Origin of the sequence: Allobosea sp. BK604 (genome assembly GCF_004341515.1) — a bacterium.
Classification (GTDB): Bacteria; Pseudomonadota; Alphaproteobacteria; order Rhizobiales; family Beijerinckiaceae; genus Allobosea.
In genome coordinates this window covers 296045-314364 of record NZ_SLZF01000007.1, presented here as the reverse complement: position 1 = coordinate 314364, position 18320 = coordinate 296045, and the positions used below count along the sequence as shown (strand labels likewise).

Annotated in this window: 16 protein-coding genes; 7 read left to right on the top strand and 9 right to left on the bottom strand. The window is 66.9% G+C overall.

Going from position 1 to position 18320, the window contains the following annotated elements; translation table 11 throughout:
* Nucleotides 1–8 precede the first annotated feature (8 nt).
* Together EV560_RS22625 and EV560_RS22620 are read left to right on the top strand one after the other, a co-directional pair.
* Entirely contained in the window at nucleotides 9–1070 is a 1062-nt protein-coding gene (locus tag EV560_RS22625; protein ID WP_131858079.1) for an ABC transporter substrate-binding protein, read from the top strand.
* A gap of 112 nt (nucleotides 1071–1182) precedes the next feature.
* Complete coding sequence (locus tag EV560_RS22620) at nucleotides 1183–2913, top strand: ABC transporter permease (RefSeq protein ID WP_131858078.1); 1731 nt, start codon at nucleotides 1183–1185, stop codon at nucleotides 2911–2913.
* A 3-nt stretch (nucleotides 2914–2916) separates the two neighbouring features.
* Here EV560_RS22620 and EV560_RS22615 read toward each other — a convergent pair whose 3' ends face one another.
* Complete coding sequence (locus EV560_RS22615) at nucleotides 2917–3603, bottom strand: FCD domain-containing protein (RefSeq protein WP_131858077.1); 687 nt, start codon at nucleotides 3601–3603, stop codon at nucleotides 2917–2919.
* 121 nt (nucleotides 3604–3724) lie between these two features.
* Between EV560_RS22615 and EV560_RS22610 the strand changes: the two genes are divergently transcribed.
* On the top strand, nucleotides 3725–5143 hold the full coding sequence (locus tag EV560_RS22610; RefSeq protein WP_131858076.1) for an MmgE/PrpD family protein: 1419 nt from the start codon (nucleotides 3725–3727) through the stop codon (nucleotides 5141–5143).
* Between the two features lie 2 nt (nucleotides 5144–5145).
* On the top strand, nucleotides 5146–6219 hold the full coding sequence (locus tag EV560_RS22605; protein WP_131858075.1) for an isocitrate/isopropylmalate dehydrogenase family protein: 1074 nt from the start codon (nucleotides 5146–5148) through the stop codon (nucleotides 6217–6219).
* On the opposite strand, the gene EV560_RS22600 is transcribed toward EV560_RS22605, so the two are convergent.
* Entirely contained in the window at nucleotides 6197–7774 is a 1578-nt protein-coding gene (locus tag EV560_RS22600; RefSeq protein ID WP_131858074.1) for a rhodanese-like domain-containing protein, read from the bottom strand. The genes EV560_RS22605 and EV560_RS22600 overlap by 23 nt on opposite strands.
* On the bottom strand, nucleotides 7774–8736 hold the full coding sequence (locus EV560_RS22595) for an alpha/beta fold hydrolase (RefSeq protein ID WP_131858073.1): 963 nt from the start codon (nucleotides 8734–8736) through the stop codon (nucleotides 7774–7776). The genes EV560_RS22600 and EV560_RS22595 overlap by 1 nt, the downstream gene beginning before the upstream one ends.
* Nucleotides 8737–8816: 80 nt before the next feature.
* Between EV560_RS22595 and EV560_RS22590 the strand changes: the two genes are divergently transcribed.
* Nucleotides 8817–9833 (top strand): PdxA family dehydrogenase, encoded by a 1017-nt coding sequence (locus tag EV560_RS22590; RefSeq protein ID WP_131858072.1) that lies wholly within the window; start codon nucleotides 8817–8819, stop codon nucleotides 9831–9833.
* A gap of 114 nt (nucleotides 9834–9947) precedes the next feature.
* Here the strand turns inward: EV560_RS22590 and EV560_RS22585 are convergent, their stop codons facing one another.
* Nucleotides 9948–11039: a tartrate dehydrogenase gene (locus EV560_RS22585; protein WP_131858071.1), complete on the bottom strand. Its 1092-nt coding sequence runs from the start codon at nucleotides 11037–11039 to the stop codon at nucleotides 9948–9950.
* Between the two features lie 258 nt (nucleotides 11040–11297).
* Here EV560_RS22585 and EV560_RS22580 point away from each other — a divergent pair, with 258 nt between their 5' ends.
* Together EV560_RS22580 and EV560_RS22575 are read left to right on the top strand one after the other, a co-directional pair.
* Nucleotides 11298–12674 carry a M20/M25/M40 family metallo-hydrolase gene (locus EV560_RS22580; RefSeq protein ID WP_131858070.1) on the top strand — a complete coding sequence of 459 codons (1377 nt, stop codon included), beginning with the start codon at nucleotides 11298–11300 and terminating at the stop codon, nucleotides 12672–12674.
* A gap of 119 nt (nucleotides 12675–12793) precedes the next feature.
* Complete coding sequence (locus EV560_RS22575) at nucleotides 12794–14368, top strand: S10 family peptidase (RefSeq protein WP_131858069.1); 1575 nt, start codon at nucleotides 12794–12796, stop codon at nucleotides 14366–14368.
* Between the two features lie 24 nt (nucleotides 14369–14392).
* Here EV560_RS22575 and EV560_RS22570 read toward each other — a convergent pair whose 3' ends face one another.
* The 5 genes from EV560_RS22570 to EV560_RS22550 all read right to left on the bottom strand — a co-directional run bounded on the left by EV560_RS22570 (nucleotide 14393) and on the right by EV560_RS22550 (nucleotide 18309).
* Nucleotides 14393–14890, bottom strand: a complete 498-nt coding sequence (locus EV560_RS22570; protein ID WP_131858068.1) for a GAF domain-containing protein — start codon at nucleotides 14888–14890, stop codon at nucleotides 14393–14395.
* A 130-nt stretch (nucleotides 14891–15020) separates the two neighbouring features.
* Nucleotides 15021–15950, bottom strand: coding sequence for a branched-chain amino acid ABC transporter permease (locus EV560_RS22565; protein WP_131858067.1), 930 nt, complete (start codon nucleotides 15948–15950; stop codon nucleotides 15021–15023).
* 11 nt (nucleotides 15951–15961) lie between these two features.
* Entirely contained in the window at nucleotides 15962–16837 is an 876-nt protein-coding gene (locus EV560_RS22560) for a branched-chain amino acid ABC transporter permease (RefSeq protein WP_131858066.1), read from the bottom strand.
* Nucleotides 16838–16843: 6 nt separating this feature from the next.
* Nucleotides 16844–17551, bottom strand: coding sequence for an ABC transporter ATP-binding protein (locus tag EV560_RS22555; RefSeq protein WP_131858065.1), 708 nt, complete (start codon nucleotides 17549–17551; stop codon nucleotides 16844–16846).
* Nucleotides 17548–18309 (bottom strand): ABC transporter ATP-binding protein, encoded by a 762-nt coding sequence (locus EV560_RS22550; RefSeq protein WP_131858064.1) that lies wholly within the window; start codon nucleotides 18307–18309, stop codon nucleotides 17548–17550. Before EV560_RS22550 ends, EV560_RS22555 begins: the two co-directional genes overlap by 4 nt.
* Nucleotides 18310–18320 lie beyond the last annotated feature (11 nt).

Here is an 18320-nt window from a genome sequence, read left to right as displayed (position 1 = left end):
GAACGAGAATGACACGCCCAATGTTCGACAGACGATCGGTTATCGCAGGCCTTCTGCTCTCGACCGCGCTCGGCAGCCTGCCCGCCTTCGCACAGGCGCCCGCCCCCTATGACGTGACGCCGGAGCTGATCGAGGCGGCGAAGAAGGAAGGCACCGTCACCTTCTACACCGCGACCGACGTGGCGGTTTCCGAAAAGGTCGGCAGCGCCTTCGAGGCGAAATATCCGGGCATCAAGGTGAAGGTCGAGCGCTCCGGCTCCGAACGCGTGTTCCAGCGCCTCAGCCAGGAATATGGCAGCTCGATCTATAACGCCGATGTGGTGGAAACCTCGGACGCGGTGCATTTCGTCCTGTTCAAGCGCAATGGCTGGCTCGCCCAGGCCGTGCCGGCCGAGGTCGCCAAGGACTGGCCGAAGGAGGCCAGGGATCCGGACGGCTACTACGCCGCCTATCGCGCGCATCTCTCGGTCATCGGCTACAACACCAAGCAAGTGAAGCCCGAAGACGCGCCGAAGAGCCATGCCGATCTGCTCAACCCGAAATGGCGGGGACGCATCGTCAAGGCCCACCCCGGCTATTCCGGCACGGTGATGACCGGCACCGACGTACTCAGCCAGGCGCTCGGCTGGGACTTCTTCGAGAAGCTCGGCAAGCAGCGGATCATGCAGGTCCAGTCCTCGACCGAACCGCCGAAGAAGCTGGCGCAGGGCGAGCGCTCCATCGAGGCCGACGGCAACGAATACAACATGTTCATGCTCAAGGAGAGCGGCGTTCCCGTCGAGATCGTCTACGCGACCGAGGGCACGCCGATCGCCATCGGCCATGCCGGAATGCTGAAGAACGCGCCGCATCCCAACGCCGCGAAGCTGTTCTACTCCTTCCTCTACGACCAGGAGACGCAGCAGCTCGCCAGCGATTTCGGCGGGCTCCGCTCCTTCCACCCGCGGGTCAAGGAGAAGGAGACGCGCACGCCGCTCTCCAAGATCAAGCTGCTCTATTCCGACCCGGTGAAGCTCGAGCCCAATATCGAGATGATCAAGAAGAAATACGAAGAGTATTTCGGCACCTGATCCGGCTCCGAGCCAACCCCCGCGGTGCGGAGGTCCGCGCCGCGTCTTCGCCTGATGACGAGATCTGCGCCCGGCGCCCGCGCGTCGAGCGCGGCTGCGCACGGAGATGCTCATGACTGCGATTACTGGGCTCGAGGCCGGGGTTCCCGCGCGCCATGTCGCCATCGACTGGTCGCGGCCGATCTTCGTGCTGCTCAGCGTGGTCCTGTCGGTGCTCGTCGTGCTGCCGCTGGCCTGGCTCGGCTACTACGCGATCACCGACCAGGCCGGCAATCTGAGCCTCGCCAATTTCAGGGCGCTGGTCACCGACGCGACGCTGCGCCGGCCCTTCATCGTCGCCATCACCATGGCGCTCAGCGTCGGCGCGCTCTCCTGCGCCATCGCGACCCCGCTCGCCTGGATCGTGGCGCGCACCGACATGCCCGGCCGGACCCTCGTGCGCGGGCTCGTCATGGCCTCCTTCGTGACACCACCCTTCCTCGGCGCCATCGCCTGGGAAATCCTGGCCGCGCCCAATAGCGGCATCATCAACGTGATCTATCGCTGGCTGTTCGGCCTCGACCCCTACGAGTATCTCGTCGACATCTACACGCTGTCGGGCCTGGTCTTCGCCATCGCCTGCTACACGTTTCCCTATGTCTTCACCCTGGTGACGAACGCGCTCGAGCGCGTGCCGACCGATCTCGAGGAGGCCTCCGCCATCCTCGGCGGCGGGCTGTGGACGACGCTGCGCAAGGTGACGGTCCCGCTCGTCCTGCCGGCCATGCTCGCCGGCTCGCTGATCGCAGTGCTGCAGGCGCTGACCATGTTCGGCTCGCCAGCGATCCTCGCCTTGCCGGCGAATTTCCACGTCATCACCACCAAGATCTGGAGCCTGTTCCAGTATCCGCCGAAGCCCGGGCTCGCGGCCGCGGCGGCGCTGCCGCTGCTCCTCGTCACCATCCTGCTGCTCTGGACGCAGCGACGCATCCTCGGCCGGCGCGGCTACACCACGGTCGGCGGCAAGAGCGGTTCGGCGCGCATCACGGAACTCGGGCGCTGGAAATGGCTGGCGCTCGGCTTCACCTTCCTGATCCTGTCGCTGACCGTGCTGATGCCCTATGCCGCGCTGGTGAAGACCGCGCTAACCCGCACGGTGGCCGAGCCGCTGACCTTCGAGAGCTTCACGCTCCACCATATCTGGTTCGTCTTCTTCGAGTTCTCGGCGACGCAGCTCGCGCTGCGCAACACGTTCCTGCTCGGCTTCCTGACGGCGACGATCGGCACGGCGATCGCGCTCGTCGTCGCCTATCTCGTCACCCGCGGCACCTCGCGCGGCGCGCCGCTGCTCGGCTATCTCGCCACCGCGCCGGTCGCGATCCCCGGCATCGTGCTCGGCGTTGGCCTCTTCCTCAGCTATTCCAGCCCGATCCTGCCGCTCTACGGCACGCTCTGGATCCTGCTGATCGCCTTCCTCACCATCGAGATGCCGGCGGGCTACCAGCAGCTCTCCTCCGCCTTCAAGAGCGTGCATGTCGAGCTGGAGGAAGCGGGGCGCATCCTCGGCGCGACGCGGATGACGACGCTGCGCACCATCACCGCGCCGCTGCTGCGCTCGAATGTCGTGGCGGCCTGGTGCTTCGTCTTCATCGGCACGATCCGCGAGCTCTCGGCCACGATCCTGCTGACCACGGCCGACACCAAGCTCGTCTCGGTCATCATCTACGACCTCAACGAATCCGGCGATCTCGGCGCGATCTCGGTGCTCGGGATCATGCTGCTGATGGTGTCCTTCGCGGTCGTGTTCCTCGCCAATCGCCTGCCGCTGCTGGGCGGGGCGAAGGTCGGGCCGGTCCGCGGCTGAGCGTCAGGTCTCCGGATAATGGCCGAGCGGGCCGAACAGCGCATTCCGGCTGATCAGGACATGCTCCTCCAGCGCCGCCTCGGCCCCGGCCGCATCACGCGCTGCGATGCGCTCCAGGATCGTGCGGTGCTCGTCATTGGAGGTCTCCATCCGGCCGGGCATGTCGAGGGTACGCCGGCGCAGGAGATGCATCTCGCGATGGATGGCGGCGCATTCGGCCGCCAGGCGACCATTGCCGCCGAACTCGACGATGGATTCGTGGAAGCGCAGGTTGCGCGGATAGAAGCTGTTGAGGTCGCCCGCCGCCATGGCGGCATCCATCTCGTCGACATAGCGGGCGAGGGTGGCAACCTGCTCGTCGGTGACGATCGGCGCCAGCAGCCGGCCCGCCAGGCCGTAAAGCGCCGCCCGGATCTCGTAGAGCTCGGCCGCCTCGCGCCCGTCGAGCGCGCGGATGAAGACGCCGCGGTTGACGATGACGTTGACCAGCCCGCTCTGCTCCAGCCCCCGGCAGGCCTCGCGGATCGGCCCACGGCTGACACCGAGCTTGGCGGCAAGGGCATTCTCGTTGAGGCGCTCGCCGGCGCTCAGCTCGCCGCGCTCGATCATCTGCTCCAGCTCGCGTCGGATGATCGAGGTGAGGGACTGGCTGCGGCGCAGCTGCAGGGCGGAATCGATGTCGAGACTCATGCAATGGGTTCCGTGGTGCCGCCACAATCTAGCAGCCGCCGCAGACGGAAGCCACTGGATCTTAAACTGTTGACAATCAGCAAAAGACAATTAGACGCTGATCATCACACTGGAGGACGCCATGAAGACGCCCGAAAATCTCTCGCCCTCGGATAACGGCCTGACGCGCTATGTGGCGACCTTCGTCTGCAAGGCCTCGCCGGCGGATCTGCCGGCCGACGTCGTCGCGCTCGGCAAGAAATCGATCCTCGACGGGCTCGGGCTGGCGCTGTCGGGCTCGGTCGCCCATAGCGGCGAATATGTCCGCCGGCACCTCGCCGATCTCAACCTCGCTCCCGGCGCCGCCACGGTGATCGGCTCCAGCCTCAAGGTCGCGCCGCGCTTCGCCGCCTTCGCCAACGGCGTCGGCATCCATGCCGACGATTATGACGACACCCAGCTCGCAGTGGCCAAGGACCGGGTCTACGGCCTTCTCACCCATCCGACCGCCCCCGCGCTGCCGGCCGCGCTCGCCGTGGGCGAGGCGAAGGGCGCCAGCGGGCGCGACGTGATGCTGGCCTATCACCTCGGCGTCGAGGTGGAGTGCAAGATCGCCGAGGCGATCAACCCGCGCCATTACCAGACCGGCTTCCACGCCACCGCCACCTGCGGCACCTTCGCGGCGGCAGCCGCCAGCGCCAAGCTGATGGGGCTCGACCTCGACCAGACCCTGCGCGCGCTCTCGATCGCCGGCAGCCAGTCGGCGGGGCTGCGCGAGAATTTCGGCACGATGACCAAGCCCTTCCATGCCGGGCGCTCGTCGGAGAGCGGCGTCGCGGCGGCGCAGTTCGCCGAATATGGCTGGAGCGCCACCGACAAGATCCTGGAGGCGCCGCGCGGCTTCTTCCGCGCCGCCGGCGGCGGCTATGACGAGGGCGCGATCCTGAACCAGCTCGGGGCGCCCTGGACCTTCGCGGAGCCGGGCATCTCGATCAAGCCGCACCCCTCGGGCTCGCTGACCCATCCCGGAATGACCGAGATGCTGCGCCTGATCCGCGAGAACAAGCTCACGGCGGATATGGTGGCGAAGGTCCGCATCGGCACCAACCACAATATGCCGAACGCGCTGATTCACCATCGCCCGACCAACGAGCTCCAGGCCAAGTTCTCGATGGAGTTCTGCATGGCAATCCTCCTGCTGGAGGGCAAGGCCGGACTCGCCGAGTTCACCGACGAGGTGGTCAACCGCCCCGACGTCAAGGCGATGATCGAGAAGGTCGATTTCGTGGTGGACGAGGAGGCGGAAGCTGCCGGCTACGACAAGATGACCACGCTGATCACGATCACGCTGAAGGACGGCCGGACGATCTCGGGCCGGGCCGATTTCGGCAAGGGCAGCCCGGCGAACCCGATGAGCTATGACGAGGTCTCCGACAAGTTCCGCGAGACGGCGGGCTTCGCCAGGCTCGGCAAGGACCGGATCGAGGACGTGATCGGGATGGTGCGCGATCTGGAGACATTGCCCACGATCGAACGCCTGATGGCGCAGCTCAGGCTCTGACCATGACCCAGCTGACGATCGGCATTCTCAACGGGGACGATATCGGCCACGAGATCGTCCCGGCCGCGGTCGAGGTGACGCGCGCGGCGGCCGCCAAGCATGGGCTCGCCATCGATTGGCGGCCGATGCCGATCGGCCGTGCCGCGCTCGACAGCCACAGCACGACCATGCCGGAGGGCACGCTGGAGACGCTCGCGACCTTCGACGGCTTCATTCTCGGCCCGATCGGGCATCAGGCCTATCCGAAGGGTCCGGGCGCGATCAATCCGCACCCGATCCTGCGCAAGCATTTCGACCTGTTCGCCAATGTCCGTCCGACACGCTCCTATCCCGGGATCGGCTGCATCTATGATGATGTCGACCTCGTCATCGTCCGCGAGAACAACGAGGGCTTCCAGCCGGACCGCAACGTGGTGATGGGCTCGGGCGAGTTCCGGCCCAATGACGATCTCACCATTTCCGTACGGGTGATCTCGCGCAAGGGCAGCCGCAAGGTCGCCCGCGCCGCGCTCGACATCGCCCGCTCGCGAAGCAAGCGCCTGACGCTGGTGCACAAGAACACGGTGTTCAAGCTCGGCTGCGGCATGTTCGTCGAGAGCTGCTACGAGGCGGCGAAGGACTATCCTGATGTCACCGTCGACGAGGTCATCGTCGATACCTTCGCGATGCGCCTGATCCGCGATCCGCAGAGCTTCGACACGGTGGTGACGACGAACATGTTCGGCGACATCCTGACCGACGAGGCGGCCGGCCTGGTCGGCGGGCTCGGCATGGCGCCCGGCCTCTGCATCGGCGAGGGCGGCCTCGCCATGGCGCAGGCGACGCATGGCTCGGCCCCCGACATTGCCGGCAAGGGCATCGCCAATCCCTATGCGATGATCGAGTCGACCCGGATGCTGATCGAGCATCTCGGCCGTGTCAGGAACCTGCCGCAGGCGCTCGCCGCCGCCCGCTCGATGGAAACGGCGATCACCTCGGCGCTCTCGGCGCCGGAGACGCGCACGCGTGACATCCGCGGCACGACCGGCACCAAGGGCATGACCGAGGCGATCGTCAGGGCGATCGGCCAGAGCTGAGATCGAAAGCGTCCAGCCGATATTCGCCGCGCTCGGCGGCATCGAGCTGGGCGATCAGCCCCATCTCCCAGGCCAGATAACGCCGGGCGGCATCGAGATTGCCGTCGTGCCGGTCATGCACGAAGAACAGATAGTCGATCGCGTCGGCGTCCGAGGGATCCTCGGGTGAGGCGTCGAGCGTAAGCCCGGCGGCGCGCCATTCGCGCAGGTCGCCCTCGATCCGGTGAACCGATGTCGCGCCCGCTTCCAAGAGATCGCGGCTGGCGAGTGCGGTCACTGTCTCGTCCCCGGCCAGCAGGACACGCCGACCCGTCACGGCAGGCAGGCGTGGCCGGACCGCCCAGACGGCGCCCGGCAGGTGGCCGGCGCGGTAGATCAGCGAGCCGCGCAGGTCGAGCGGCAGATCGCCGGCCCGTGCTCTCTCGATCGCCTCGACTGCCCCGATCGTTGGCGGCGTAGCGAGATCGAGCGGCGGCTCGAAGCCTGGCAGACGCCAATCGGCCGGCCAGGCGTCGATATCCGCCAGCACATAGCTCTCGTAGCCGAGCTGACGCAGCCAGAAGGCCGCGAGCGCGGCGCGCAAGCCGGTATCGTCGGCCAGGATGACCCGGGCCCGGCGCACGCCGATCCACTGGTCCGTCGCCTGGACGAGCTGGCCGCCGGGCGCGGAAATGGCGGCGGCATGCGGCGCGGCGGCATGCTCGGCAGGATCGCGCACATCGAGGAGATAGATCGTGCGTCCGGGCTCGGCGGCGAGACGCTCGGCCTCGGCCCGATCGATCCGGCGGATGCCATGTCTTTGCATGAAGGCGTCGGCACGCAGGCGGCTCGCGTCGGGATCAGCCGGCGGCAAGGGGGCCGCTTGGGCGCCATGGGCGAGCCTGCGGCCGGACAGCGCCCAGCCCTGCGTGCCATTCTCCAGGGCAAGAACCGACACGCCTGGCTGCGCCAGCGCCAGGCCGGCAGCGCCGATAATGCTACGCGTGCGTCCGGCGCAATTGATGATGACGGCCGCTCCGCCCGGAGCGAGCGCATCCCAGCGATGCGCCGCCTCGCCATTCGGGAAGGAACGTGAGCCGGGAATGGTCATCTTGGCGTATTCGCTCGCCGACCGGCCATCGAGCACCCGCAAAGGCCGGCCCTGCCTCTGCCATTCGTCGAGCGTGCCTGCGCCAATGGCCGGCACGTGCCAATGCTCCTCGACGAGTTCGCCGAGCGTCTTGCTCGGCAGGTTGACGCCCTTGAACAGCGTGTAGCCAGCAGCCGCCCAGGCCGGCGCGCCGCCTTCGATCCAGTCGATATGCTCGTACCCCATGGCCGCCAGCCGCTCAGCCGCGCGCTGCGCCACCCCGTCGCCTTCGTCCACCAGGACGAGCGGCACGTCGCGCCGGGGCACGAGTGCCCCGACCGTCGCCTCAAGCCGGCTATAGGGACAGGGCACGGCGAGGAAGGGATGGCCCTCGCCGTATTGGCCGTGCTCGCGCATATCGAGGCAGGCGATCTCGCCGCCGGCATGCAGCAGCCGCTTCGCTTCGTGCGGATCGAGCCCCGGCATCAGGCGGCTTCGCTATAGGGCACCGGCTCGCGCCCCGAGAAGAAGTCATGGAAAGCCGCGTAGATCAGGTCCGGCCGGTGTTCGGCGGGATAGTGGCCGGTCGGGACCGCCCAGCCGCGCAAGGTATCGGCCCATTCGCCCCACGCTGCCATGGGCTTGAAATGCCGGCCGCAATGGCTGTTCGAGCCCCACAGGACAAGGACTGGGCATGCGATCTTGCGCTTGCCGTAATCGGCCGTGTCCATGGCGAGATCGAGCGTCACCGTGGCGCGGTAATCCTCGCAAACGGCATGGATCTGCTCCGGGGTCGTGCAGCGCGCATAGTCCGCCAGCGCCTCGGGAGTGAAGATCTCCAGGCCGACGCCTTTCTTGTTGAGCTTGTAGCGGATGTAATAGTCGAGATCGGCGCAGATCAGCCGCTCGGGGAACGGCGCCTTCTGCGCCATGAAGAACCAGTGATAGGATTCGAGCCCCCAGCCGAGGCTGACATTGGTCAGCACGTGATGGGTCGGCACAATGTCGAGCGCCGCCAGCGCCGTCACGCGTTGCGGCTGGTCGAGCGCCATGCGGAAGGCGACGCGCGCGCCGCGGTCATGCCCGGCAACCGCGAAGCGGTCGAAGCCGAGCGCGTCCATCACGTCGAAATTATCCTCGCCCATGGCGCGGAAACTATAGGCCGCATGATCATCGCCGCCATCTGGCTTGGAACTGTCGCCATAGCCGCGCAGATCGGTCGCGACCACCGTGAAGCTCTGCGCCAGCGACGGCGCGATCTTGTGCCAGCTCGCGAGATTGAGCGGATTGCCGTGGATCAGCAGCAGCGGCGGGCCGTTGCCGGCAATCGCCACTTCGATCTCGGCGCCGCGCGTCCTGATCTTGCGCCGCTCGAAGCCCGCCATCAGCACCGGGCCATGTGGCAATAGCGGCGGCCGGCTCGCGCCAGCGTCTGATCGTTCCAGCATCATCGGCATTGCTCCTCGCCAAATCCCATGCGATGAATATCATATTGTCGACAATAAGCATCTTGCAATTGGGGAACGTCATGGCCGTCATGCAGGACAAGCCTCGCCTGGGCCTCCTCTTCGGAGACAGCACCGGCATCGGCCCCGAGATCGCCGCCAAGGTACTGGCCGAAGGCGGCTATCGCGAGCATGTCCGGCTCGTCGCGATCGGCGACAAGCGCGTGCTGGAACAGGGCGTGCGCGATGCCGGCGTGGAGCTGCGCTGGACCGAGGTCGCGGAGGGCGGGGAGATCGACTGGGACTCCCTCGAGGTTCCGCTGATCGATCTCGGCAATGCCGATCCGGCCGCGCTCGGACGCGGCAAGATGTCCCCGGAATCCGGCAAGATCACCGGCGAGACGCTGGCCCATGCGATCGGCATGGCACAGGCCGGGCAGCTCGACGCCATCACCTTCGCGCCGCTCAACAAGGCGGCGATGTTCGCCGGCGGCTGGCGCTTTCCCGACGAGCACAAGATGTTCGCCCATCTGCTGAAGCACGAGGGCTATTTCTCGGAAATGAACGTGCTCGACGGCCAGTGGATGTCGCGCGTCACCTCGCATGTCTCGCTGCGCGAGGCGCTCGACCTGATCGATGCGCGCGCGATCACCGATGCTGTCGAACTGGTCAACCGCATGATGAAGCGCGCCGGGATCGCGCAGCCGCGCATCGCCGTCGCCGCCCTCAATCCGCATGCCGGCGAGAACGGCCTGTTCGGCCGCGACGAGATCGAGCTGATCCGCCCGACCGTGGAGCGGATCGCGGCCGGGGGGATCGCCTGCACCGGCCCCTATCCGGCCGACACGGTCTATATCCGCGCCTTCGCCGGGGAATTCGACAGCGTCGTCGCCATGTATCACGACCAGGGCCAGATCGCGACGAAGCTGAAGGGCTTCAATCGCGGCGTCACGGTCACGGCCGGGCTCGACGTGGTGTTCACGACGCCCGCCCATGGCACGGCCTTCGACATTGTCGGCAAGGGCGTCGCCTCGCCCGGCGCGCTCCAGACCGCGATCGAACTCGCCAGCCGCCTCGCGACGGTGCGGCTGGCTGCCTGAGCCTGATCATCGGACCGGATATCGTATCCGGTCCGATGATCCAGCTCCTTGTTGTCGCATCGACTTATTCCCAAAACCGCAATCCACTTTTCGGGCCGATGCGCTAGCTGCCGGTCAGCCGGCCGCGCTGGCGAGATTGTCGCCGCGCAACGCTTCGAGCACCGCGTCGGTCACCGAGCGCGTGGTCGCCTTGCCGCCGAGGTCCGGCGTGTGGTTCGCCGGATCGGCCGTGACGCGCTCGATCGCGCGCATCAGCTGCGCCGCGGCGGCAGGCTCGCCGAGATGCTCGAGCATCATCACCGATGACCAGAAGGTACCGATCGGATTGGCGATGCCCTTGCCTGTGATGTCGAAGGCGGAGCCGTGGATCGGCTCGAACATCGAGGGGAAGCGCCGTTCCGGATCGAGATTGGCCGTGGGCGCGATGCCGATCGAGCCGGCGAGCGCCGCCGCGAGGTCCGACAGGATATCCGCATGCAGGTTCGTCGCCACGATCGTGTCGAGGCTTTGCGGCTTCAGGGTCATGCGGATCGTCATCGCGTCGACCAGCATCTTGTCCCAGGTCACGTCGGGGAATTCGCGTGCCACCTCGGCCGCGATCTCGTCCCACATCACCATGCCGTGGCGCTGGGCGTTCGACTTGGTCACGACGGTCAGGAGCTTGCGTGGGCGCGAGCGCGCCAGCTCGAAGGCGAAGCGCATGATGCGCGCCACGCCGCCGCGGGTGAAGATCGAGACCTCGGTCGCGATCTCCTCCGGCTGGCCGCGATGCGAGCGCCCGCCCTGCCCGGCATATTCGCCCTCGGAATTCTCGCGCACGATCACCCAGTCGAGATCGCTCGTGGCGACGCCGCGCAAGGGTGCCTGGATGCCCGGCAAGATGCGTGTCGGGCGCACATTCGCGTATTGGTCGAAGGGCTGGCAGATGGCGAGCCGGAGGCCCCACAAGGTGACGTGGTCGGGCACGTCGGGTGCGCCGACGGCCCCGAAATAGATCGCGTCGTGATTGCGGATCTGGTCGAGCCCATCCTCGGGCATCATCCGGCCGTGACGCTTGTAATAGTCCGAGCCCCAGTCGAAATGGGTGAAGTCGAAGGCGAAGCTGCCGGAGCGGGCGGCGCAGAGCGAGAGAACCTCGATCCCGGCGTTGATCACTTCGACGCCGATCCCGTCTCCGGGAATGGCGGCAATCCTGTATGTCTTCATCGGTGATCTCGCTCCCAGTCGTCTAATTGCCTATTGTCGACAATCATAAGCATCTGCCGGGGTTAGTCTACCCTCCAGGCGCTGTGGGTTGCGCGTCGAGAATGAGCCGGCCAGCCCGATCGCATTTCCAGTTTGCGGCGCTCGGAGTGTAGGCTCCGAGGCCCGATGAGCGCACTCCACCGGAGGGCGTGTCCGAACATCCAGATCCAGCCAGGGCCCCCCTGCCTCCGGCTGTCCATCTCCGACAGGTACAGGCCTATGGCGTCCTCCGACAAACTGACCCCGGTTTTCGAGCACATCGACACGAACCGGTCGGCTTTCCTCGACCGTCTGATCGCCTATCTCCGCCATCCCAGCATCAGCGCCGAGAATATCGGCATCACCGAGGTCGGCGAGCTCCTGGTCAAGATGCTGACCGAGATCGGGCTCGAGACCAGCCTGATGCCGACCGAGGGGCACCCTATGGTCGTGGCACGCTGGGAGAAGGCCCCGGGCAAGCCGACGGTGCTGCTCTACGGCCATTACGACGTGCAGCCGCCCGACCCGCTCGACAAATGGCTCTCGCCGCCCTTCGAGCCGACAATCCGCGACGGGCGCCTCTATGCGCGCGGCGTCGGCGACAACAAGGGCCAGCATTTCGCCCAGATCCTGGCGCTCGAATCGCATCTGAAGGTGCATGGCGCGCTGCCCTGCAACGTCATCCTGCTGCTGGAAGGCGAGGAGGAGGTCGGCAGCCCGAACATTGCCGGCTTCGTGCGCGCCAACAAGGATGCACTCAAGGCCGACCTAGCGGTCACCGCGGACGGCCCGCGCCATGCGAGCGGAGCGGCTGCGATCAAGTTCGGATCGCGTGGCGTCGTCTCCTTCGAGCTGCGCTGCCGCCATGCCAGCCGCGACGTCCATTCCGGCAATTTCGGTGGCGTGGTGCCGAACCCGATCTGGACGCTGGTGCACTTGCTCGGCACCATGAAGAACGAAGCCGGCGAGATCACCATTGCCGGTTTCGAGGATGGGATCGAGCCGCCCTCGCCCGAGGAGCTCGCCGCGATCGAGCGGCTGCCGCTCGATATCGAAGCGTTCAAGGGGAGCCTCAAGCTCGCGCGGCTCGACGCACCGGCGGAGCGGCCCTTCTATGACCGCCTCTGCTTCCGCCCGACGCTGACCATCAACGGCTTCCACGGCGGCTATGGCGGGCCTGGCACCAAGACCGTGCTGCCCAACGAAGCCTTCGTGAAATGCGACATCCGGCTGGTGCACAATCAGGACCCGCAGGACATCCTGCGCAAGGTCGCCGAGCATGTGGCGAAGCATGCGCCGGAGGTCGAGTTCATCGCGGCCGATATGGGAATGCAGCCCTCGAAGACGCCGATCGCCTCGCCTTTCACCGCGCCGCTGGTTCGTGCCTTCGTCGCAGCGCAGGGCGTGGAGCCGCTGCTGATCCCGGCCGGCTTCGGCAGCCTACCGGGCTATGTCTTCACAAAAATCCTCGGCATCCCCGCCTTCGTCACGCCCTATGCCAATCCGGATGAAGCGAACCACGCCCCGAACGAGAACCTGACGCTCGACTGTTTCCATAGCGGGATCCGCACCGGCGCGGCGCTGCTGGATGAGCTCGGCCAATTGCAGGCACCTTGAGCGGGAAGCCCGGATCCGGCGTAAGCCAAGTGCTGACGGCTTCGTGATGGGATGTTTGTCCAGTTCCGCCTCGTTGGCAGGGTAGGTTTCGCTGAACCGACCGATCATTGAGGCTGACCATGCGATTTCGCGCACTTTCGGCATTTCTGCTCGCCGGGCTATTCGTCCTGACGGCCGTTGCCGCCATCGACCCGAGCTGGTCGCAGGAGGCCGGACCGTCGCGGCCCGGCTCGGGCCAGGAGCGCGGACAGGACGCGCGACAGGATTCACGTCCCGCGGCGCCGCAGGGCCAGGCCCTGCCGGCGCCCTCGGTCACGCATCATGAGACTGCCCTTCCCGGCCGCACCTTGCGCTATACGGCCACAGCCGGCTCGCTGCCGGTGCGCGACCAGTCCGGGCGGACGCTCGCCGAGATCGCCTATGTCGCCTATGTGCTCGACCGCGAGCAGGGCGCTCCGGCTTCGGCACGTCCCGTCACCTTCGCCGTCAATGGCGGGCCGGGCGCCGCCTCGGCCTATCTCAATCTCGGCCTGATGGGTCCGAAGCGCCTGCCCTTCGGCCGGCAGGGCGACACGCCCTCGATGCCGCCCGTGCTCGTCGACAATGCCGATACCTGGCTCGACTTCACCGATCTCGTCTTCATCGACCCGGTTGGTACCGGCTTCAGCCGCTTCGCGCCCGGCAATGACGATGCGCGCGGGCTGCTCTGGTCGGTCGAGGGCGACTACAAATCGCTGTCGCGCTTCGTCTCCAACTGGCTGCGGCAGAACGACCGCCTCGCCTCGCCAAAGTTTCTCGTCGGCGAGAGCTATGGCGGCTTCCGCGCGCCCAAGATCGCCAGCGAGCTGCAGACCAGCGACGGTGTCGGCATCTCCGGCATGGTGATGCTCTCCCCGGTGCTCGACTTCACCTATCAGCGCGATGCCAGCGGCTCGCCGTTGCGCTGGGTGGTGTCGCTGCCCGCGATGGCTGCAGCCAAGCTGGAGCGCGAGGGCAAGCTTACGCGTCAGGCGCTCGCCGAGTCCGAGACCTACGCCTCCGGCGAATATCTCGCCGATCTTCTCAAAGGGCCGCGGGACCGCGACGCCGTCAGGCGCATGGCCGACCGGGTTTCGGCGCTGACCGGACTCGACCGCGGGCTGGTGGAACGCATGGGCGGCAAGATCGACATGGCGACCTTCCTGCGCGAGCGCGACCGCGGCAAGGGCGTCGTCGGCAGCCCCTATGACGGCAATGTCGCCGCGCTCGATCCCGATCCCGAGGCCGCCCGCAGCCGTGCACCCGATGCGGTGCTCGAAGCGATCACTGCGCCGCTGACCAGCGCCATGCTCAGCCACTATGCGAGCGACCTGAACTGGCGGCCGGACGGGCGCTATTTCCTGCTCAACGAGGAGGTCGGCCGGCGCTGGAGCTACGGCCAGGGCCGGGGCGACCGCGAATCCATGCGCGAGCTGCGCAGCGCCCTGGCGCTCGATCCGCGCCTCGACGTCATCGTAGCGCATGGCTTCACCGATTTCGTCACGCCCTATTTCGAGAGCAAGCTGCTGCTCGACCAGCTGCCTGCCCTCGGCGATCCCGAACGCGTGAAGCTCGCGCTCTTTCCCGGCGGCCACATGTTCTATTCGCGCGACGCGTCCCGGGCCGGCTTGCGCGAGGGAGCTCGCACAATGATCGAGGCCCGGAAAGCGCTGTAAGGCAGGTGCCGCCTCGACGCCGTCTCAGGCCTGGCTGAGCACGAGCGGCAGGGCGAGCGCCGCCAGGATGCGCGCGGTCGGGAAGTCGGCCTCGCCGAAATGGCCGGCGACATTCGAGATGTTGAGCGTGCCGACACAGCGGCCGCTCAGCACGAGCGGGATATTGATCATGCCGCTGATGCCGAGGCTGGCGATCAGCTCATGGTCGAAGAAGGTCGCCTTGATGTCCTCGGCATTGTGCGAAATGTGGAACTGGCCCTTGTCGAGCACATGCGCGCCCCAGGCGGTGCCCTTCTTCGGCTTGCGGCCACCGACCGGATAGGCGGTCTCGTTGCTCGAATAGAGCCGCTCAACCTCGACGGTCTCGGGCCGATAGGCCAGGATCGTCAGCAGCAAATGGCCGAAGACGTGCTGGGCCAGGTCATCGATCGCCTTGTAGGCCACGGCCGGCTGGGCGGTCGCGACGAGCTCGGCAACCTTGGCGATCGCCTCGGCGGTGATCGGATGCTTCTGGTTCGACATGTTGGGACCTCAGGGTTGGCCGGTTTGGGCTAGGGCATCGGCCCAACAGTGGATTGCGGTTTTTGGAGAGAGCCGATGCAGATTCAAAGTGCTGGATCATCGGGCCGGATCGGATATCCGGCCCGATGATCTAGCCGCGAGCCGGCGCGGGAAGAGCCGCCGGCACGACCAGATGCGAGCGCGCCTCCGGCAGGAGTCCGCGCGCCCGGAAGCGCAGGATGACGAGAAGCGAGACGCTGACGATGAGCTCGCGCAGGGCAGCGCCCTGGACCGGCGAGATATAGGGGATCAGCGGCACGATGAAGCGCGTGCTCTCCAGGAAGAAGACCACGACGACCGCGCCGAGCACCGCGCCCTTGCTGTTGCCGACACCGCCCGCAAGCAGCGCGAGCTTGATGTAGAGCGTCAGCAGCGGGACGAAGATGTCGGGCGCGATATAGGAGGTGTAGTGGGCGTAGAGCGCGCCGGCGACACCGAGCGCGACACTGCCGAGCGCGAAGGCCTGGACCTTGTAGAGAAGCACCTGCTTGCCGGCGACGGCGGCGACCTGCTCGTCGTCGCGAATGGCGCGCAACACCCGGCCGAAGGGCGAATAGCTCAGGCGCTCGACCAGCACGAAGGCGATCGTGACCACCGCGACCATGATCGCGAGATAGAGCGAATTGAACTGGACCGGCGTCAGATCGCCACGAAACGGACCGGGAATGCCGGAAATACCGTCGCTGCCATTGGTCAGCCAGATCTCGTTGGTGGCGAAGACGCGGATCGTCTCGGCGAAGCCAAGCGTGACGATGGCGAGATAGTCGCCACGCAATCGCGCCGTGACGAGCGAGACGACGACGCCGACGAGCGCCGCCGTGATGCCGCCGGCGATGACGCCGACGACGATCGGGAAGCCGAGCTTCACCGTCAGCAGCGCCGAGGTATAGGCGCCGACCGCGAAGAAGCCGACGAGGCCGAGATTGATCAGCCCGGCCATGCCCCAGATGATGTTCATGCCGAGCGCCATCAGCGCATAGACGCCGGCCGTGACGCACATCGCGATGAGGTAGTTTTCCATCTCGTCGCCCCCTAGTAAGCGCGCTGGCCGAGGATGCCGCGCGGGCGCAGCACCAGGACGAGCAGGATAGCCAGGAAGCCGACCGCGCTGCGATAGCTCGGCGAGAGCACGAGCAGGCAGAGCTCCTCGCCGATGCCGATGACGAGCGCGCCGACCACGGCGCCGGGAATGCTGCCGAGCCCGCCGACAACGGCCGCGGCGAAGATCGACATCATCGAGCGGAAGCCAGTGAGCGGGTCGATCGAGGTGTCGAGGCCGATCAGCATGCCTCCCAGGCCCGCCAATCCCATGCCGCCGAACGAGACGATCCGCGCCACCGTATCGGCATTGATGCCCTTGATGTCGGCGAGCGCGGGGTTGTCGGCGACGGCGCGCATCGCCTTGCCCATGCGGGTGAAGGTCAGGAAGGCGAAGACCAGCGCCATGACCACGACGGAGACGGCGAGGTTCTGCATCTGCTGCGGGCCGACGCGGACGCCACCGAAGATCCAGTCGCGGGCGATCGGCAGGTCATAGCCGCGCAGCTCGTTGGCGAAGAAGAAACGGACGAGATTCTCGATCGCGATGGTCAGCGCGATCGAGCCGATCGCGGTGGTGATCGCGCCCATGGCGCGGAAGGGCTTCAGCACGATTTCGTCGCTGGCGATGCCCAGCGCGCCCGCGACCAGGAAGGCGAAGAACAGCGAGGGGATCAGCGGCAGCCCGAAGGTGACATTCGCGACATAGCCGGCGAAGGCACCCGCCGTCGCATGCGAGGCGAGCGCGAAATTCGGGAAGCGCAGCACGGCGAACATGGCGGTCAGGCCGATCGCCGGCACGGCCAGGATCGTGCCGGCCATGACGCCGTTGAGGATGAGCTGCAGGAACTCGGCGAGAAAGGGCGACATGCGTCCTCAGCCTCCCAGGAAGACGCGCCGGATCTCGGCGTCATTGGCGATGTCGCTGGCGATACCGGTGCGGTGGTTGCGGCCATCGACGAGGATGTAGGCGCGGTCGGAGATATCGAGCGCATCGCTCGCATTCTGCTCGACCAGCGCGATGGCGACGCCCTCGCGGTTGATGGCGCGGATGTCCTCGAAGAGCCGATGCGCCGCCACTGGCGAGAGGCCGGCCGAGGGCTCGTCGAGCAGGAGCACCTTGGGCTCGACCATCAGCGCCATGCCCATGGCGAGGATCTGGCGCTCGCCGCCAGAGAGCGTGCGCGCCGCCTGGCTGCGCTTGCGCTGCAGCACGGGGAAGCGCTGCATGACATTGTCCATGCGCGCGGCGATGCGGCCGGGCTCGACATAGCCGCCCATCTCGAGATTCTCGACGATGGTCATGCTCGGGAAGACATTGTGCTCCTGCGGCACATAGGCGAGGCCGAGCCGCGTGATCTCGCGCGGGGCGCGGCCATTGATCGGCTCGCCATTGAGCACGACCGAGCCCTTCGAGGACTTCACCAATCCGGCGATGGCCTTGAGCAAGGTCGACTTGCCGGCGCCGTTCGGACCGATGATGCAGGCGATCTCGCCGGCCTGGAGCTCGAAGCCGACCTGCTTGAGGATCTCGTCGGCGGCGGAATAGCCGGCAACGAGGCCGGAGACGCTGAGCACGCTCATGCGCGGCGCCCCATATAGGCCTGCTGGACCTCGTGGTTGCTGGCGACCTCCTCGAAGGTTCCTTCGAGCAGGCGCCGGCCCTCGGCCATGACGATGACGTGGTCGCAGAGGCGGGCGATCATATCCATCTGGTGTTCGATCAGGAGCAGGGTGACGCCGCGCGCCACGATCTCGCGCAGCTTCTCGCCGATCTCGCGGACCAGTGTCGGGTTGACGCCAGCGGCGGGCTCGTCGAGCAGGATCAGCTTGGGATCGCTCATCAGGGCGCGGCCGATCTCGAGCAGCTTCTTCTGCCCGCCGGAGAGGTCGGAGGCCTTGTCGTTGAGCACGCGGGTGAGGTTGAGCATGGCGGCGATCCCGGTCGCCTGCTCCATGATCTGGCGCTCGCGGGCAAGCGACGCCTTCGAGCGCAGCAGCGCCGCGCCGACATGCTCGCCCGGCTGGTCCGGCGCGTAGAGCAGCAGGTTCTCCAGGACCGTGAGGCGCGGGAAGCCGCGCGCGATCTGGAAGGTCTTGACCAGGCCCTGGCGCGTGACCTGATCCGGCCTGAGGCGGGTGATATCGGTGCCGCCGAAGCGGATCGTCCCGCCATCGGCAGGGACCAGCCCGGAAATGCAGTTGAACAGCGTCGTCTTGCCGGCGCCGTTCGGGCCGATCAGCCCGGTGATCCGGCCGGGCTCGACATCGAGATCGACGCCGTTGAGCGCGTGCACGCCATAGAAGCTGCGCGTGACGCCGCGGACTTCCAGCAGGGACATCTCACCTCACG

Excerpts from the sequence above, each read along its gene's own strand:
- EV560_RS22605 (WP_131858075.1), top strand. The coding sequence starts at position 5,146 with ATGACCCAGCTGACGATCGGCATTCTCAACGGGGACGATATCGGCCAC.
- EV560_RS22565 (WP_131858067.1), bottom strand. The coding sequence starts at position 15,950 with ATGGAAAACTACCTCATCGCGATGTGCGTCACGGCCGGCGTCTATGCG.
- EV560_RS22550 (WP_131858064.1), bottom strand. The coding sequence starts at position 18,309 with ATGTCCCTGCTGGAAGTCCGCGGCGTCACGCGCAGCTTCTATGGCGTG.
- EV560_RS22595 (WP_131858073.1), bottom strand. The coding sequence starts at position 8,736 with ATGCTGGAACGATCAGACGCTGGCGCGAGCCGGCCGCCGCTATTGCCA.
- EV560_RS22560 (WP_131858066.1), bottom strand. The coding sequence starts at position 16,837 with ATGTCGCCCTTTCTCGCCGAGTTCCTGCAGCTCATCCTCAACGGCGTC.
- EV560_RS22620 (WP_131858078.1), top strand. The coding sequence starts at position 1,183 with ATGACTGCGATTACTGGGCTCGAGGCCGGGGTTCCCGCGCGCCATGTC.
- EV560_RS22615 (WP_131858077.1), bottom strand. The coding sequence starts at position 3,603 with ATGAGTCTCGACATCGATTCCGCCCTGCAGCTGCGCCGCAGCCAGTCC.
- EV560_RS22570 (WP_131858068.1), bottom strand. The coding sequence starts at position 14,890 with ATGTCGAACCAGAAGCATCCGATCACCGCCGAGGCGATCGCCAAGGTT.
- EV560_RS22625 (WP_131858079.1), top strand. The coding sequence starts at position 9 with ATGACACGCCCAATGTTCGACAGACGATCGGTTATCGCAGGCCTTCTG.
- EV560_RS22585 (WP_131858071.1), bottom strand. The coding sequence starts at position 11,039 with ATGAAGACATACAGGATTGCCGCCATTCCCGGAGACGGGATCGGCGTC.
- EV560_RS22555 (WP_131858065.1), bottom strand. The coding sequence starts at position 17,551 with ATGAGCGTGCTCAGCGTCTCCGGCCTCGTTGCCGGCTATTCCGCCGCC.
- EV560_RS22600 (WP_131858074.1), bottom strand. The coding sequence starts at position 7,774 with ATGCCGGGGCTCGATCCGCACGAAGCGAAGCGGCTGCTGCATGCCGGC.
- EV560_RS22580 (WP_131858070.1), top strand. The coding sequence starts at position 11,298 with ATGGCGTCCTCCGACAAACTGACCCCGGTTTTCGAGCACATCGACACG.
- EV560_RS22590 (WP_131858072.1), top strand. The coding sequence starts at position 8,817 with ATGGCCGTCATGCAGGACAAGCCTCGCCTGGGCCTCCTCTTCGGAGAC.
- EV560_RS22575 (WP_131858069.1), top strand. The coding sequence starts at position 12,794 with ATGCGATTTCGCGCACTTTCGGCATTTCTGCTCGCCGGGCTATTCGTC.
- EV560_RS22610 (WP_131858076.1), top strand. The coding sequence starts at position 3,725 with ATGAAGACGCCCGAAAATCTCTCGCCCTCGGATAACGGCCTGACGCGC.